We start from the raw sequence: 14,603 nt of genomic DNA, 5'->3' as shown, positions 1-14,603 counted from the left end.
GGAACGAAATATAAGCAAAAACGAAAGGGCTGTAAAGTGATAAATACCATTTCCGCCGAAATCCAGCGCGCCGAAATTGAGAACGACCGCCAATTCGTGACCGCGCTGGCCCGGGGTCTAGGCATTTTAAGCGTTTTCGAGAACAGCAACATCGCGCTGACGCACCAAATGATCTGCGAACGCACCAAGTTGCCCAAGGCCACGGTGTCGCGCCTGATCTACACGCTGCTGTGCACCGAGTTTCTGGCGCAAGACCCGGACGGCGGTTACCGCTTGGGCATGGCCGCCATCCGCATCAGCGCCACCGCTTGGGCGCAATACGATTTGATCCGCCACGCCCAACCCCTGATGGCCGCCTTTGCTGCCGAGCACCATGTGTCGGTCAACATCGCCAAAGAAGAAGGCGGCGAAATGCTGTATCTGGCCTGTTGCCGTAGCCCGGCGCGCCTGGCGGTGCAGCTGATGGTGGGCAGCAAAGTGCCGGCGGCCCAAACGGCCATCGGCCGTGCGTATTATGCCGTAGCCGATGATTTCCAGCGAGCGCATTTGCGCCGTCATCTGCCGCCGCTGCCTGAAATGGAAACGGCGCAGCAGCTGGAGATGCTGGCCGGCCATGAGGCGTTTTACCGCGAGCACGGCTATACGCTGTCTGCCGGTGAATTTTCGCCCGATATTTTGGCCGTGGCGGTGGGCGTTTACAATCGGGCGGAACAGCGTTACACTCACGCTTTGAATGCCAGTGTGCCGGCCAGCCGCTGGCAGGAGGCGGATTTTGTGCGCGAGATTGTGCCGGGCTTGCAAAAGCTGGCTCAGGAAATCAGCGCGGCGTGATTTGATGCCGGTGATCGACCGGGCAGTGTGTGATGAGAAAAAGGCTACCTGAAAACGTTTCAGGTAGCCTTTTGTTCTCCTTTATTGTCCATGTAACGCATATTGGCGCTGCAGGCTTTACTTCTTGGTGGAAATGCCCAGCAGGCGGTAGATCGGGCAGAAGTTGATCAGTGCGGTGGCCACGAAAATGATGCCGATCCAGCCCCATACGCCGATCACGCCGGTCAGGCTCAGGGCGATCAGGGCGATGCCGGCAATCAGGCGCAAGAGGCGGTCGGCTTGTCCGAGATTACTGTTCATGGATGTTCTCCTTTAAATAAGCAGGGATGAAACGGGGGTAAAAGATTAAGCACGGTTCCAAGGCATGCAAGCCAATAGTTTGGCCATGCCGCAGAAGCCGGTGAGACCGGCGAACAGCAGGCCGGCGCCGACAAAAGCACACAAAGCATAAAACCATGGCGAAACGGCAAAGCCGAGCACGGCGCCCAGCAAAACCAGACTGCCGGCGGCAATCTGCACTTGGCGCATGATGTCCAGCGGTTGACCGGGTTTGACCTGCACCGGCAGGCCGGCTTTCGCCCAAGCATTTAGACCGCCTTCTAAGATATACACTTCAGGGCAATCGCCCGCGCATTGGGCGAGGGTGGCGGCGTTTTGTCGGGTGCGCATGCCGGACAGGCAGCTGAAGATTACTGTACGGCCGGCAGGCAGGGCTTGGTGAGACAATTGATCGAGCGGCAGGGACAATGCGCCGTCAATGTGGCGGTGGGCGTATTCGCCGCTGCTGCGGATGTCTACCAAGACGGCGCCATCTTTCAGTTTCTCGGCGGCTTGTTGCGGGGTGAGGGCGGATAAAGCCATGATGCTTCCTTGCTAGGATGGTTGCGGTTCATTTGGGCAGAAACTGTCTTTCAATACGGAAACAATGCGCGCCACTTTTTCGTCGCATACCGAGTAATACAGGGTTTGACCGTCGCGCCGGTAGGCAATCAAGCCTTCGTCGCGCATTTTGGCCAAGTGTTGCGAGAGGGCGGACTGGCTGAGCGTGGTGCATTCGTGAATCTGCCCCACGCTCATTTCGCCGTGCGCCATCAGCAGGCACAACACCTGCAGGCGGTGGGCATTGCCCAAAGTGCGCAGAAATTCTGCGGCGGCAGCGGCCTGTTCGGCTAGGGAAAAAGCTTGTTGTTCCATAATTCAGTTTTTTCTAATTTAGAATAATCTAAAGTAAAAGTCAAGCGGGTTCTGTGTAGCCACTCTATTTCTGCTTTTCAAAGAGACAAGGTTCGGGTCTGCTCTGTTCCCGTTGCCGGCGGCTCGCTGCCTTCTGCCAGGGCTTGGCGCCAGGCTTGGATGGCGGGCAGCAGCAGATCGGCTTCCGAGGTGTAAAAGCGTTCGCGGCCGCCGAAGCGGCGGATGTTGTCGCGTTGGCGCTGCATGATGTCCACGTCTTGGCCGATGATGAGGTGGGATAAGGGCTCGAATACCAGCCGCACCAAAGGCCCGAGACGGCCGTAGCGGAAGCTGATGACGGTGTGCACTTCGGTTTCGTTTTCGCTTATCGGGGTGCAGCTGGAGGTGATGATGTAGTGTTTGCGGTCGGAGAAACGGTAGTCCACGCGCGAGGTGGCCGGTGCGATGAAGCGGTCGGTGTGGCGCATTTCGGTGCCGCTGTTTTGCAGCAGCCGCCACACCCAGCTTTGTTCGCGCGGCTCGTTTTCGTATTCCACCTCGGCCCCGTCCGCCAGATGGCGCAGGGTGGCGCGCACCGGTTTGCCGGTGGCAGAGCGGAACCAGGAATCGTGCACATACACGGCGTGCGGACAGTCGAGAAAGTTCTCCAGACACTGGGCCACCGGTGCGGCGAAGCGGGTGCGCATGCGGAAACTGGTCCAGCCCGCTTCGTTCAGATGCGGAAACGGCAGCGGCGCCGGGGTGGCGGGGTTGCCGGGGCAGAGCCAGACATAGCCGTCTTGGGCGGTGCAGTGCACGGTGGGAATGCGGATGGCGGGCAGCGCTTGGCCGTCCAGCGCGGGAATACGGGCCAGGCGGCCATCGGCGGCAAACTGCCAGCCGTGGTAGGGACACCGGATTTGCCCGTTGCACACTTTGCCGGCCGACAAGGGGGCATTGCGGTGCGGGCAGCGGTCTTCCATGGCGGCGAAGCGGCCGTTGCCCGCATGGAACACCACATAATGGCGGTCGAACAGGGTAAGGCATTGCGGTTTGCGCCGTACATCGCGCTCGGTGGCGGCGATGTACCAGTAATTGTGTAGAGACATGGCGGGCAGGGGAAAGGCTACCTGAAAGCCTGTGGTGCTTATTCCGTTGTGCAGGGCGGTTTCAGGTAGCCTGCGGCTGAGTGGCAAGAAAACGGATTATAGCCAAAATCGGAACGGGGCGTTCCGGCCAGGTTTGCCAGGTTGGCTGACCGCCAAAGTCGTACGCCCGGGCAGGCGGCAAAATCGGCATTGCGGTAAACTGGCCGGGCTTTTCACTCTTTCCCGTTGCGTGCATGACCCGTATCCGTTTTTTCCCCGCCACCGAAGCCGACGATGCCGAACTGCGCGCCCTGTTGCGGCGCAATGTCATGGACGGCCCCATCTCGCTCACCTTTCGGCGCGAGCCGTCTTATTTTGCCGCGGCCGCCATCCAAGGCGCGGAGGCGGAAATCTACAAAGGCGTGGACACCGACAGCGGGCGTTTGGCCGGCTTGGGCGGGCTGTTCCGTTTTCCTGCCTATTTCAACGGCGAATTGCGCACCATCGGCTATCTGGCCGACCTGCGCTTGGAAGCGGCTTACCGCAACGGCCTTGCCCTGCGCCGCGCCTATGATTTCCTGCGCCAACAGCAAGCCGGCCGGCCGTTGCCGGTATATACCAGCATGATTCTGCAAGACAATCGCGCCGCTTTGTCGATATTGGCCGCCCGCCGTGCCGGCCTGCCCGATTATCTGCCGCAGGGGCGGGTGCATACGCCGATGATTCAGCTGGCGTGGCCGAAAGCCGCCGTTCAGGTAGCCGGGGTAACGCTGGCACGCGGGCGCTCGGGCGATGAAGAAGAAGTGTTCGCCTTTATCAACCGCGAACATGCGCGCCGCCAGTTTGCCCCGCATTACGGGCCGGCCGATTTGCACAACGGCCGTTTGCGCGGTTTGCAGATAGAAGATTTTCAGATTGCCCGCCGCGGCGGCGAGATTGTCGGTGTGCTGGCTGCGTGGGATCAGCATGCCAGCCGCCAGATTCATGTGGAAGGCTATCGCGGCGCCTGGCGTCGGCTCAAGCCGTTTTACAACGCCTTATGCCGCCTCACGCCTTATCATCCCTTGCCGGCGCCGGGCGGAATGTTGCCTTATTTTTATGTGTCGTTGGTGGCGGTGGCCGGCGATGATATGGATGTTTTCCGCGCCCTGCTGCGCGCGCTTTACCGTGAACGCCGCCGCGGACCGTGGCACTATATGGTGTGTGCCCTGCACGAGCGCGATCCGCTGCTGCCGGTGTTGGCCGAGTATCGGCGCATCGAGGCGGGCGGCGAGCTGTTTACCGTGGTGTTCGATGCGCAACAGGCCGAGCAGCCGGACGGGCGGGTGCCGTACATCGAGCCCGGGGCGTTGTAGCCGCCGGGCACGCGGTGTTCAGGTAGCCTCTCCAGTAATGTCTTGCCACGAGAGGCCGAAACGGGCCAGATATTTGCGCAGGCGGTCGCTGTCGTTGGGGGTGGCGCGTTGGGTGCGGGACACGTTAAACAGCGCCCGTCCGGCTGCGGCCATGTTTTTGTGCCGGCGGCATTCGGTCAATACGTTTTCCAGTTGCATGATGTCGAAACGATCCCATTGTTCGATGTTTTGCCCTTTACGGGCCAACCATTCGGCCAAGTCGTTTTCAGGTAGCCCGCGATAAGACGTCATCGGGCTACCTGAAAGCCCTGCCTCGTCTGCCCACAGCCATTGCAGCCGCACGATTTCCGCTTCCACCGATTCGGTTTGAATCCGCCCCTGCGGGGCAAGTGTGGCCAGCCGCAGGATGCTGGCGGCCAAGTCGCGGAAGTTGCCGCGCCATAAGGCTTGCGGCGACAGGGCGAAATCCAGATAAGCGGCGTAAGCTTCTTTGTTAAACCGGGTGGCGCGGCCCAAGTCTTGGGAGGCGAGGGCAAGCTGGTGTTCGATGTTCGGCTCGATGTCTTCGCGCCGGTCGGCCAGCGCGGGCAGGGTGTATTGCCAGACGTTGATGCGGGCGAACAGGTCTTCGCGGAAGCGGCCGGCGCGCACCTCTTGGCGCAAATCGCGGTTGGTGCCGGCAATCAATTGAAAATCGCTGTGCACTTCGCTGTCGCTGCCCATCGGGTAAAAATGTTTTTCCTCAATGGCTTTGAGTAGCATGGCTTGCTCGTCCAAGCCCAGCTCGCCGATTTCGTCGAGAAACAGTACGCCGCAGTCGGCGGTTTTCAGGTAGCCTTCGCGTTTGTCGGCCGCGCCGGTAAACGCGCCTTTTTTGTGCCCGAACAGGGCGGATGCGGCGCCGTCGCCGCGCAGGGTGGCGCAATTCACATCCACAAACCGCCCGCCGATTAAATGACGCGCTTTTTTCAATTCGTAAATCCGCCGCGCCAGCATGGATTTGCCCGCGCCGGTGGGGCCGCTGAGCAGAATCGGCGAAGGCGAATGGAGCGCCACTTGTTCGATTTCGGCAATCATGCGGTTAAACGCCGCATTGCGCGTGGCAATGCCGCTTTTCAGATAGCGCACGGCATCGGCGCGCACCGCCGCCAGCCGTTCGGCCAGCACATCATAACGGGCCAAATCCAAATCAATCAGCTCATAGCTGCCGACATCGCCTTCCAGCATGTTTTGCCGCTGCCTTTTCGGCGGCGCGGTTTGCAGCAACACGCCGGGAATCTGGCGGCTTTCCACCAGCAGAAACAGGCAAATCTGCGCCACATGGGTGCCGGTGGTGATGTGCGTCCAATATTCTTCATGCTCGGTATCAAAATCATAAGCTGCCGCCCAAGCGTGCAGCTTGGTGTAAACCTCGCTGAAATCCCAAGGGTTATCCAATTCCATCGGCACCAGGTTTACCTGTGTGTGCGGTGAGCATTCTCCAATGTCGGCCTGCACCAGCTCGGCCAAATCGCGGTATTTTTCGGCATAAAACAGCTCCATACGCCCAACGGGCACGCTGCTGCGCTGCCCGATGGCCACATTCGGCCGCCATTTCTGCCAGCGGCCGTGGCCTTTGCCGGCATCCAGCTGGGTGCCGATGAAGCTGATCACCACGCGCGTTTTGTTGCTATCCATATTTCTATAAAAATATCTTTAAAAATAGATTTTCATTATATCTAAAAATTGTCAGAAATATTTTTGAAAATTTATTTACAATAAATTCATTTTGTTATAAGAAATTTTGCGGTGTATTTTTGCTTTGGCATGCCGCTTGCAATATGGCTTTCAGGCACGCTGCACAAATGCCGAAGGAATTACAGCTTATGGACGCTCGAGGTTGCGGGTTCGAGTCCCGTCTCTGCCGCCACACTATGGCAGAGTAGCTCAATCGGATAGAGCGCGAAATATTTCTTCAATTCTTGTTGTGCGGCGTGCCGCCGAATAAACAGGCCGCCTGATTGCGCATGCTTTCAGGTAGCCTGAGACCTTTGCAAACCCCCCAGATGTGGATGCAGTTCAAGGCGTAGCAGCGCAGCGAGCGTGAACGCCAGGAATCCCCGTGGGACAGACATATCATCTGGATAGGCAAGCGAGCGAGCAGCGCACAACGCAGAAATGCGCCGCAGATGGGGGGTTTGCAAAGGTCTCAGCCTTCCCGAGAGGGAGACTTTTCGGTGCGGCCGGCAAATGCCGGAGGAATTACATGGGTCGCGGGTTCGAGTCCCGCCTTTGCCGGTAGGCAAAGTGGCTCAGCAGGGTAGAGCGGTGGATTCATTTCTCCAAGTTTAGTTGTTGGTTGCACCTTCTTTTTCGGCGGATGCCGGCAGGACTGCAACCTCAAACCTGTCTTGCCACCCCTAGCCGCCACTTATTGTTGGGGCTGCCCGAAGGTTCGGGCGGCTTCGGAAAGGAAAGCGATATGGCGAACAGCAATTTGTTTCAATCCATCAAAAACCGTTTGCGCGGCCAAAGCCTTCAAGAAGCCGCCGCCGATACACGCAACCAAGCAGGCGGCTTGGCCTATGCTTTAACGCCCAAGCAGCAGCTTGCCCAGCTGGCGGCCACCGGTTGCCTGAACAACACCTATTACGCCGATGCCGAAGACCAGCTGAATCAAATCATCGAATTGGCTGCACAGCTGGATGCAGATTTCATTGCCCAAACCGCGCTCTATGCACGCGAAAAAGCCTATATGAAAGACATGCCCGCCTTGCTGCTGGCGGTGTTGGCGCAGAAAGACGTGTCCATGTTGGCCCGCGTGTTCGACCGGGTGGCGGACAACGGCAAGATGCTGCGCAACTTCGTGCAGATCATCCGCAGCGGCGCAGTGGGGCGGCAGTCTTTCGGTTCGCGTCCGAAAAAGCTGATCCAGCATTGGCTGCTCACCGCCGATGAAAAGCAGCTGCTCAATGCTGCCATTGGCAACCGGCCTTCTTTGGCCGATATCGTGAAAATGGTTCACCCCAAACCGCAGGAAAGCTGGCGTGCGGCTTGGTTTGCCTGGTTGATCGGCAAGCCGTTTGACGCAGCCGAGCTGCCGCCGCTGACCCGGGCTTTTGAGGCCTACAAACGCGAACGCAGCGGCCCGCTGCCCGAGGTGCCTTTCCAAATGCTCACCGCTCTGCCTTTGAACAAGGGCGATTGGGCGCAAATTGCCCGTAATGGCTCTTGGCAGCAGGTGTGCCAAAGTTTAAACACTTTTCATCGCCACGGTGTGTTTGAAAAGCAGGCTAACATCAAACAGGTAGCGCAAAAACTGCGCGATCCGGCCGCCATCGCCCGCGCCCGCGTGCTGCCTTACCAACTTTTGACCGCTTTTCAGGCAACTTCCGACCAGCTGCCCGCCGCCATCCGCGATGCCTTGCAGGATGCAATGGAAATTGCCGTGCAAAACGTGCCGGTGCTGGACGGCAAGGTGGTGGTGTGCCCCGATATGTCCGGCTCCATGCACAGCCCGGTGAGCGGCTGCCGCGGTTCGGCCACCACAGTGACCCGCTGCATCGATGTGGCGGCACTGATGTCGGCGGCCGTATTGCGGGCCAATCCGCAGGCGAGGGTGCTGCCGTTTGAAATGGTCACGGTTAATGTGCGGCTCAACCCGCGCGACAGCATCATGACCAATGCCGAAAAACTGGCGGCTGTCGGCGGCGGCGGCACGGCGTGCAGCGCGCCGTTGTCGAGACTGAACAGCGAAAAAGCCCAAGTGGATTTGCTGATTATGGTGTCGGACAACGAAAGCTGGGCAGACCGCGAACAGCGTTGGGGCGGGCGGACGTCCATGATGAAGGAATGGACGGTTTTGAAAAAACGCTGCCCCCATGCCAAGCTGGTGTGCATCGACCTCCAGCCCAATACCACCGCCCAAGCGCAGAACCGGAGCGATATTCTGAATATCGGCGGTTTCTCCGACAGCGTGTTCGGCCTGATCGGCGAATTCGCCCGCCACGGCATGCACGCCGACGGCTGGGTGGCGGAAATCGAAAACACAGCCCTGCCGGCGGTGCAATAGGCTTTCAGGTAGCCTGACAGGCTACCTGAACAGCGCACCCAGCCCGCAACTGAAGACCGTGTTGATATAGATATGGAATGAGAAAACAGATGAATTACCAAGAAATACAAACCGAAAACGGCTTGCCGATCAAAATGTGGACCAAAGGCGTGCCGGTGGAGGCGGCGGCCGAGCAGCAGTTGCGCAATTTGGCGCAAATGCCGATTGTGTTCAAACACATCGCGGCAATGCCCGATGTGCATTACGGCATCGGGGCCACCGTGGGCTCGGTGGTGCCGACCTACCGCGCCATCATTCCCGCCGCGGTGGGGGTGGACATCGGCTGCGGCATGATTGCCTGCAAAACCACGCTGACTGCCGCCGATCTGCCCGATAACCTGTCTGCCGTCCGCAGCGCCATCGAGCGCGCCGTGCCGCACGGCCTGACACCGAGAAAAATGGGGCGCGACAAAGGCTCATGGGATACGCCGCCCAACGAAGCGGATGTGGCTTGGGCGGCGCTGAAAAGCGGTTTCGACAAAATCTGCGCCAAATATCCGGTGTTGAAAAACACCAATAACTACCGTCATATGGGCACTTTGGGCACCGGCAACCATTTTATCGAGCTGTGTTTGGACGAGCATCAGGCGGTGTGGATCATGCTGCATTCCGGTTCGCGCGGGGTGGGCAATGCCATCGGCAGCCTGTTTATCGAATTGGCGAAGAAAGATGCCGAGCGCAATAATGTGCACCTGCCCGATCAAAATCTGGCTTATTTCGAAGAAGGCAGCCAGTATTTTCAGGATTACTGCGAAGCGGTGGAGTGGGCGCAGAATTTTGCCCGCGCCAACCGCGAAGTGATGATGAGCCGTGTGATTGCGGCGGTGCGCAGCGTGATTACGAAGCCGTTTGAAACGCATTTGGAGGCCGTCAATTGCCACCACAATTATGTGCAGCGCGAAACCCATTTCGGGCAGCAAGTGTTTGTGACCCGCAAAGGCGCGGTGTCGGCCAAGGCGGGGCAGTTGGGCATTATTCCCGGCAGCATGGGTGCGAAAAGCTATATCGTGCGCGGCAAAGGCAATCCGGAGAGCTTCGAGAGCTGCAGCCACGGGGCGGGCCGCAAAATGAGCCGCACCGCGGCCAAAAAAACCTTTAGCGTGGACGACCACATCGCCGCCACCGAGGGTGTAGAATGCCGAAAAGACGCCGGCGTGATTGACGAAATCCCGATGGCGTATAAAGACATTGATGCGGTCATGGCCGCCCAGAAAGACTTGGTGGATGTGGTATATACCCTCAAGCAGGTGGTGTGCGTGAAAGGCTGAGGCCGAAAACAGGCTGGTCAAACCGGCAGTGCCCGGGTATAATCCGCGCTTCTTTGGCGGGTCTCCCCGCATGATGGTCTGGGACAAGGGGTCAGGTGCGGAAGCAAGCAGCCCATCTCGGATTCAGCAGTGCCGGGGTTCTGGCTCGCCACCCTATTTTGAAGGCTGCTCCTTTGGGAGCGGCCTTTTTGTATGCCAGTTTGCCGTGTTTTGCGGCCAGCTGAAGGTTGCGGCTACCTGAAAAGTGGGGCGGTAATGGCGCAGCGCTTCGGCGAGCCGGCAACAGGCTGAGACCTTTGCAAAACCCCCAGATGTGGATGCAGTTCAAGGCGTAGCAGCGCAGCGAGCGTGAACGCTAGGAATCCCCGTGGGACAGACATATCACACGATAGGCAGGCGAGCGAGCAGCACACAACGCAGAAATGCGCCGCAGATGGGGGTTTTGCAAAGGTCTCAAGCTTTGGAGGGGCTGCATGCTTTAAGCGGCTGCGGCCATCTGTTATAGTGGCCGGCCTTTTGTTTCAGATGAAAGCCGGGCGGCCGATGGGTAAGCGCCAAGCGTCCCGCGGGCGGGTGTTCCCGCCAGCTTTGTTTCCCGATGTGCTCACCGCCGATGATGCCCTGTTGCGGCGCATTGCCGCCGCCGATTACGGCATGGAGGCGGCGCGCCATTTTGCGGCGCTCAAAGAAGTGATGATGCTGCAAAACGGCTATCTGTCGCTTGAGGCGGATCAGGCGTTTTATCCTGCCGAAACCGTGGAATTGACGGCCTATCGGGCTTCGGATTCCCGCGCTTACTTCATTTGCCATCTGATGTTGGTGCAAAGCACATTGGCCGGCACGGCTTGGTTCGGCTTGGCTGGCTACCGGCAGCATTATCTGGATTCGCGCGCCGGATTGCCGATGAGTGTGCAGCGGCAATTGGATGCCGCCTATGCTTTGGCAGAAGCGCGCGGCGAAATTTAGGGCTTGAGACCTTTGAAAAACCCGCATCTGCGGCCTTATCCCCCAAGGGAACGCAGAACAGGCTGGCAAGATGTCCCATCTGGCTGCGTTGGCGGGTTTGGCTGGCGAAGCGAAAAAACCGTTTCGCCGGCAGGAAGACGACACGCCCTACAGCCGCCGGCTTGAAGATTGGATTGTTTTGTGAGGATTGAAAAAATGTCAGAAACTTTATTGCCCAGTGCCCCCACTTTGGAAACCATCCGCCGCCACCGCTCCATCCGCAAATACACCGGCGAGCCGGTGTCGCCGGAAATGTTGGCAGCGGTGCTGGAAGCGGGGCGGGCGGCCAGTTCTTCCAGTTTTATGCAGTGCGTGCACATCGTGCGGGTAACAGACCACGCGGTGCGCGAACGCTTGTTTCAGATTGCGTCTCAGCAGAAGTATGTGTTGGAAGCACCTGAATTTTTGGTGTTCTGCATGGACTACACCAAGCACCGCCAGCAAGTGCCGGAAGTGCAGTTGGACTACACGGAAGTGATGCTGATCGGCGCCGTCGATGCCGGCATCATGGCGCAGAATGTGCTGCTGGCGGCCGAATCTCTCGGTTTGGGCGGCGTGTATATCGGCTCGCTGCGTAACGATATTGCGGCAGCAGCCGAGGTGTTGGGCCTGCCGGACACGGTGGTGCCGCTGTTTGGCATGTGTTTGGGTCATCCCGACCAAGAACCGCTATACCGTCCGCGTCTGCCTTTGGCGAGCCTGGTGAGCGAAAACCGCTATCGGCTGTGTCCGCCGGAAGAGCTGGCGGCCTATAACGCCGAATTGGCCGAGTATTACCGCCAGCGCAGCGGCTTGGATTTGGATTGGCAGAAACAGGTGGCCAATACGCTGGCCAAGCCGGTGCGCCCGCACATTCTGCCGTTTTTGCAGCAGCGCGGTTTTGCCAAGCGCTAAATGCTAAACGCTTTCAGGTAGCCCCACAGGCTACCTGAAAGCCGGATGGAAGGAAAACAATGTCGGTCGGCCATTATGAAAACTTTCCCGTCGGTTCGCTGGCGCTGCCACGCCGCCTGCGCCGCCCGGTGCATGCCATTTATGCCTTTGCCCGCACGGCCGACGACATGGCTGACGAAGGCGAGGCCGAAGCGTCTGCCCGCTTGGAACAGCTGGCCGGCCTGCGCGCGGAGCTGGACAGAATGGCCGCCGGACAGACGCCGCAAACCGCTTTGATGCAGCGCCTGCAGCGCGAGGCGGTGCAGCCTTTTGCCTTGCCGCTGGTGCCGTTTTACGACTTGCTCTCCGCTTTCGAGCAGGACGTGGTGAAAACCCGCTACGCCCATTTCGGCGAACTGGTGGACTACGCCCGCCGCAGCGCCAACCCGGTCGGCCGCCTGCTGCTGCACCTTTACGGCCAAACCGACGAGCGCAGTTTGGCCCAGAGCGACGGCATCTGCACCGCTTTGCAGCTGATCAATTTCTGGCAGGACGTGGCTTTGGATTGGCAGAAAGGGCGCGTGTATCTGCCGCAGGAAGATTTGGCCCGCTTCGGCGTGAGCGAGGCGCAAATTGAAGCGGGCAAAGTGGATTTCGCCTTTCAGCGCCTGATGGCCTTTCAATGCGAACGCGCGCACAAAATGCTGAAAGCCGGCTCGCCCTTGGGCAAAACCCTGCCCGGCCGCATCGGCTTCGAACTGCGCATGATTGTGGTGGGCGGGCAGCTGATTCTGCAGAAGCTCGACGGCGTCGGCTACGATGTGTTCCGCCAACGCCCGACCTTGGGCGTGAAAGACGGCTGGCTGATGGTCAAGCGGGCTTTGCTGAGGAAGTGAATCGCAACCGCGACCTACCTTCTCGTGTGCATCTTTGAATACTCAAACCGAAGGCTTTGGCCTTCGGTTTTTTCATGCGCGTTAAATGTCCATAACCGGCGGTAAAGTATGTCGGGGTAAGCGGCTACCTGAAAAGCAGGGCATCAGGCTACCTGAAAAGTGGAGAATGGGGCTTTCAGGTAGCCTGAGACCTTTGCAAAACCCTCATCTGCGGCGCATTTCTGCGTTGTGTGCTGCTCGCTCGCTTGCCTATCGTGTGATATGTCTGCACTCGCTGTGCTGCTACGCCTTGAACTGCATCCACATCTGGAGGTTTTGCAAAGGTCTCAGCCTAATGTTTGCCCGAGCGCCAAATCGACCAAATAATCCACAGGCTGTTGGCGAAGGCCAGCAGATAGCCGACGAAGCCGAAAAAGGAGAGGCCGAACAGTTTGGGGCCGGTGTTGCTGGACAGCACGATGGAGGAGCCGACGATGAGGGCGGCGGTCACCACGCCCATGGTGAGGCGGTTGGCCACGCGGTCGAGATGGTGGTTGAGGTCGTCCAGGCGTTTGAGGTCGAGGTTGACGTTGAGTTTGCCATTTTGGATGCGGCGGTTGAGGCGCATCAGGTTTTCCGGCACATCGTCGATGAGCTGGGCCAGCATACGGCTGTGGATGCGGGTTTTGCGCCAGAGTTGCTGCGGGGAAGCCCGCTGTTTGAGCACGTTTTGCACAATCGGCTTGGCGTGCTCCAGCATCTCGAAATCGCCGTCCAGCCGTTTGACTACGCCTTCGAGGGTGATCAGGGTTTTGAACAGCATCACCAAGTCGCCGGGCAGAGTGAGCTCGTGGGTGCGCATGATGCGGGTGATGTCGTTGATCACCTGGCTGATGCGTAAATCGCGCATGGCGGTGTGCTCGTAGTTGAGCAGCATTTCCATCACGTCGCCGCCGAGCAGGTTTTCGTCGGGCAGCTCGCCCTGCGCCCAGTTGGCCAGCACATACTGCATGGCGAAGGGGTCGCGGTTCATCAGCGCTTCGATGAGGGCGATGATTTCGTTGCGGCGGGCGCTGTTGAGGTGGCCGACCAGGCCGAAATCGATCAGGCCGATGTTGAGGCCGGGATAAATAAAGATGTTGCCCGGATGCGGGTCGGCATGGAAAAAGCCCTGCCGCAGAATCATGCCCAGCAGCACGTCGGTCACGCGGCAGGCCAACAGATGGCGCTCTTCGGCGGAAAAAGCGTTGCAGTCGGTGTCTTTCAGCAGCGGGGCGTCGATGAATTCCTGCACCAGAATCTGGCGGTTGCTGTATTCGGCATATACCTTGGGAATGCGGACGTGCGGATTGTTGCGGCAGATGGCCTCGAAGCGTTGCAGATAGCGCAATTCCACCGATAAATCGGTTTCCCGCGCCAGACTTTTGGCAAAATACTGCACCATCTGCACCGGGTGGTAGCGGCGGCTTTCGCCGATTTCCGATTCGATAAGCTGTGCCAAATGGGTTAGAATGCGCAGGTCTGCCTGAATGGTGGATTCGATATCCGGACGTTTGACTTTCACCGCCACCCGGCTGCCGTCGTGCAAAACCGCGCTGTGCACCTGTGCAATCGAAGCGCTGCCCACCGGCCGCGGATCAATAGAACGGAACACTTCTTCCAAAGGGCGGCCCAGCTGGCTGGCCAAGAGCGCGCGCACTTCCTCAAACGGCATCGGGCTGACATTGCTTTGCAGCTGTTCGAATTCCTCAATCCATTCGGCATTGAAGATATCGACGCGGGTGGACAGAATCTGCCCGAGCTTGACGAAAGTCGGCCCCAACTCCTCAAATGCCAACCGAAAGCGGCGCGCCGTGCTCAGATAAGCATTTTGCGCAGCGGCTTCCGCTTCTTCCCGGCCGAACCAGGACGCATGGTTCAGTTTGATGCGGCGGATGAATTCGCCCAGGCCGTGACGGGCCAGAATGGCAACGATTTGGCGCAGGCGGCCGATGTCGCCCATGGCGGAGAAAGCAGGTTTGATCATATCAACCGGTCGAAAGTAA

At 59.0% G+C, this 14,603-nt stretch carries 14 protein-coding genes, 1 other RNA gene and 2 pseudogenes; 9 read left to right on the top strand and 8 right to left on the bottom strand.

Translation table 11 applies throughout. The features are described 5' to 3' along the window. The first annotated feature begins 36 nt into the window (after window positions 1-36). Complete coding sequence (locus tag H3L94_RS08290) at window positions 37-831, top strand: IclR family transcriptional regulator (RefSeq protein WP_009118410.1); 795 nt, start codon at window positions 37-39, stop codon at window positions 829-831. Between the two features lie 117 nt (window positions 832-948). Here H3L94_RS08290 and H3L94_RS08285 read toward each other — a convergent pair whose 3' ends face one another. The 4 genes from H3L94_RS08285 to H3L94_RS08270 all read right to left on the bottom strand — a co-directional run bounded on the left by H3L94_RS08285 (window position 949) and on the right by H3L94_RS08270 (window position 3,200). Beyond that, window positions 949-1,131 (bottom strand): YgaP family membrane protein, encoded by a 183-nt coding sequence (locus H3L94_RS08285; protein WP_009118408.1) that lies wholly within the window; start codon window positions 1,129-1,131, stop codon window positions 949-951. Between the two features lie 45 nt (window positions 1,132-1,176). Continuing rightward, window positions 1,177-1,692 carry a rhodanese family protein gene (locus H3L94_RS08280; RefSeq protein ID WP_182121634.1) on the bottom strand — a complete coding sequence of 172 codons (516 nt, stop codon included), beginning with the start codon at window positions 1,690-1,692 and terminating at the stop codon, window positions 1,177-1,179. A gap of 12 nt (window positions 1,693-1,704) precedes the next feature. Continuing rightward, window positions 1,705-2,025, bottom strand: a complete 321-nt coding sequence (locus H3L94_RS08275) for an ArsR/SmtB family transcription factor (RefSeq protein WP_182121633.1) — start codon at window positions 2,023-2,025, stop codon at window positions 1,705-1,707. A 77-nt stretch (window positions 2,026-2,102) separates the two neighbouring features. Further along, the gene (locus tag H3L94_RS08270; protein ID WP_182121632.1) at window positions 2,103-3,200 is read right to left on the bottom strand and encodes a Rieske 2Fe-2S domain-containing protein; all 1,098 of its coding nucleotides are present in this window, start codon (window positions 3,198-3,200) and stop codon (window positions 2,103-2,105) included. A 146-nt stretch (window positions 3,201-3,346) separates the two neighbouring features. Here H3L94_RS08270 and H3L94_RS08265 point away from each other — a divergent pair, with 146 nt between their 5' ends. After that, entirely contained in the window at window positions 3,347-4,447 is a 1,101-nt protein-coding gene (locus H3L94_RS08265) for a hypothetical protein (protein WP_182121631.1), read from the top strand. Between the two features lie 18 nt (window positions 4,448-4,465). Here the strand turns inward: H3L94_RS08265 and rtcR are convergent, their stop codons facing one another. Further along, window positions 4,466-6,124 (bottom strand): RNA repair transcriptional activator RtcR, encoded by a 1,659-nt coding sequence (gene rtcR, locus H3L94_RS08260; RefSeq protein ID WP_182121630.1) that lies wholly within the window; start codon window positions 6,122-6,124, stop codon window positions 4,466-4,468. 335 nt (window positions 6,125-6,459) lie between these two features. Further along, window positions 6,460-6,678, bottom strand: a complete 219-nt coding sequence (locus tag H3L94_RS12585; protein ID WP_244958888.1) for an ATP-dependent exonuclease — start codon at window positions 6,676-6,678, stop codon at window positions 6,460-6,462. Window positions 6,679-6,908: 230 nt separating this feature from the next. Between H3L94_RS12585 and H3L94_RS08255 the strand changes: the two genes are divergently transcribed. From H3L94_RS08255 to ffs, 3 genes are all read left to right on the top strand, one after another. Beyond that, the gene (locus H3L94_RS08255) at window positions 6,909-8,498 is read left to right on the top strand and encodes an RNA-binding protein (RefSeq protein WP_182121629.1); all 1,590 of its coding nucleotides are present in this window, start codon (window positions 6,909-6,911) and stop codon (window positions 8,496-8,498) included. Window positions 8,499-8,587: 89 nt separating this feature from the next. Further along, complete coding sequence (locus tag H3L94_RS08250) at window positions 8,588-9,805, top strand: RtcB family protein (RefSeq protein ID WP_182121628.1); 1,218 nt, start codon at window positions 8,588-8,590, stop codon at window positions 9,803-9,805. A 55-nt stretch (window positions 9,806-9,860) separates the two neighbouring features. Continuing rightward, window positions 9,861-9,958: signal recognition particle sRNA small type (gene ffs / locus H3L94_RS08245), an RNA gene on the top strand. A gap of 80 nt (window positions 9,959-10,038) precedes the next feature. On the opposite strand, the pseudogene H3L94_RS12580 reads toward ffs, so the two are convergent. Then, window positions 10,039-10,280: pseudogene (locus tag H3L94_RS12580) on the bottom strand (ATP-dependent exonuclease). Window positions 10,281-10,348: 68 nt separating this feature from the next. On the opposite strand from H3L94_RS12580, the gene H3L94_RS08240 reads away from it, so the two are divergent. The 4 genes and pseudogenes from H3L94_RS08240 (at window position 10,349) to H3L94_RS12575 (ending at window position 12,945) form a co-directional block, all read left to right on the top strand. Next, entirely contained in the window at window positions 10,349-10,771 is a 423-nt protein-coding gene (locus H3L94_RS08240; RefSeq protein ID WP_182121627.1) for a hypothetical protein, read from the top strand. A 195-nt stretch (window positions 10,772-10,966) separates the two neighbouring features. Next, window positions 10,967-11,704, top strand: a complete 738-nt coding sequence (nfsA, locus tag H3L94_RS08235) for an oxygen-insensitive NADPH nitroreductase (RefSeq protein ID WP_182121626.1) — start codon at window positions 10,967-10,969, stop codon at window positions 11,702-11,704. A 59-nt stretch (window positions 11,705-11,763) separates the two neighbouring features. Beyond that, complete coding sequence (gene hpnC, locus H3L94_RS08230) at window positions 11,764-12,579, top strand: squalene synthase HpnC (protein ID WP_182121625.1); 816 nt, start codon at window positions 11,764-11,766, stop codon at window positions 12,577-12,579. 193 nt (window positions 12,580-12,772) lie between these two features. After that, a pseudogene (locus H3L94_RS12575) lies at window positions 12,773-12,945 on the top strand (lipoprotein signal peptidase). Here the strand turns inward: H3L94_RS12575 and H3L94_RS08225 are convergent. Further along, window positions 12,911-14,584: an ABC1 kinase family protein gene (locus H3L94_RS08225; protein WP_182121624.1), complete on the bottom strand. Its 1,674-nt coding sequence runs from the start codon at window positions 14,582-14,584 to the stop codon at window positions 12,911-12,913. The pseudogene H3L94_RS12575 and the gene H3L94_RS08225 sit on opposite strands and share 35 nt — an antisense overlap. Window positions 14,585-14,603 lie beyond the last annotated feature (19 nt).

Source organism: Neisseria shayeganii (assembly GCF_014054965.1).
GTDB lineage: Bacteria > Pseudomonadota > Gammaproteobacteria > Burkholderiales > Neisseriaceae > Eikenella > Eikenella shayeganii.
The sequence above is the reverse complement of the archived record's forward strand: the minus strand, read 5'-3'. Positions and strand labels throughout refer to the sequence as shown.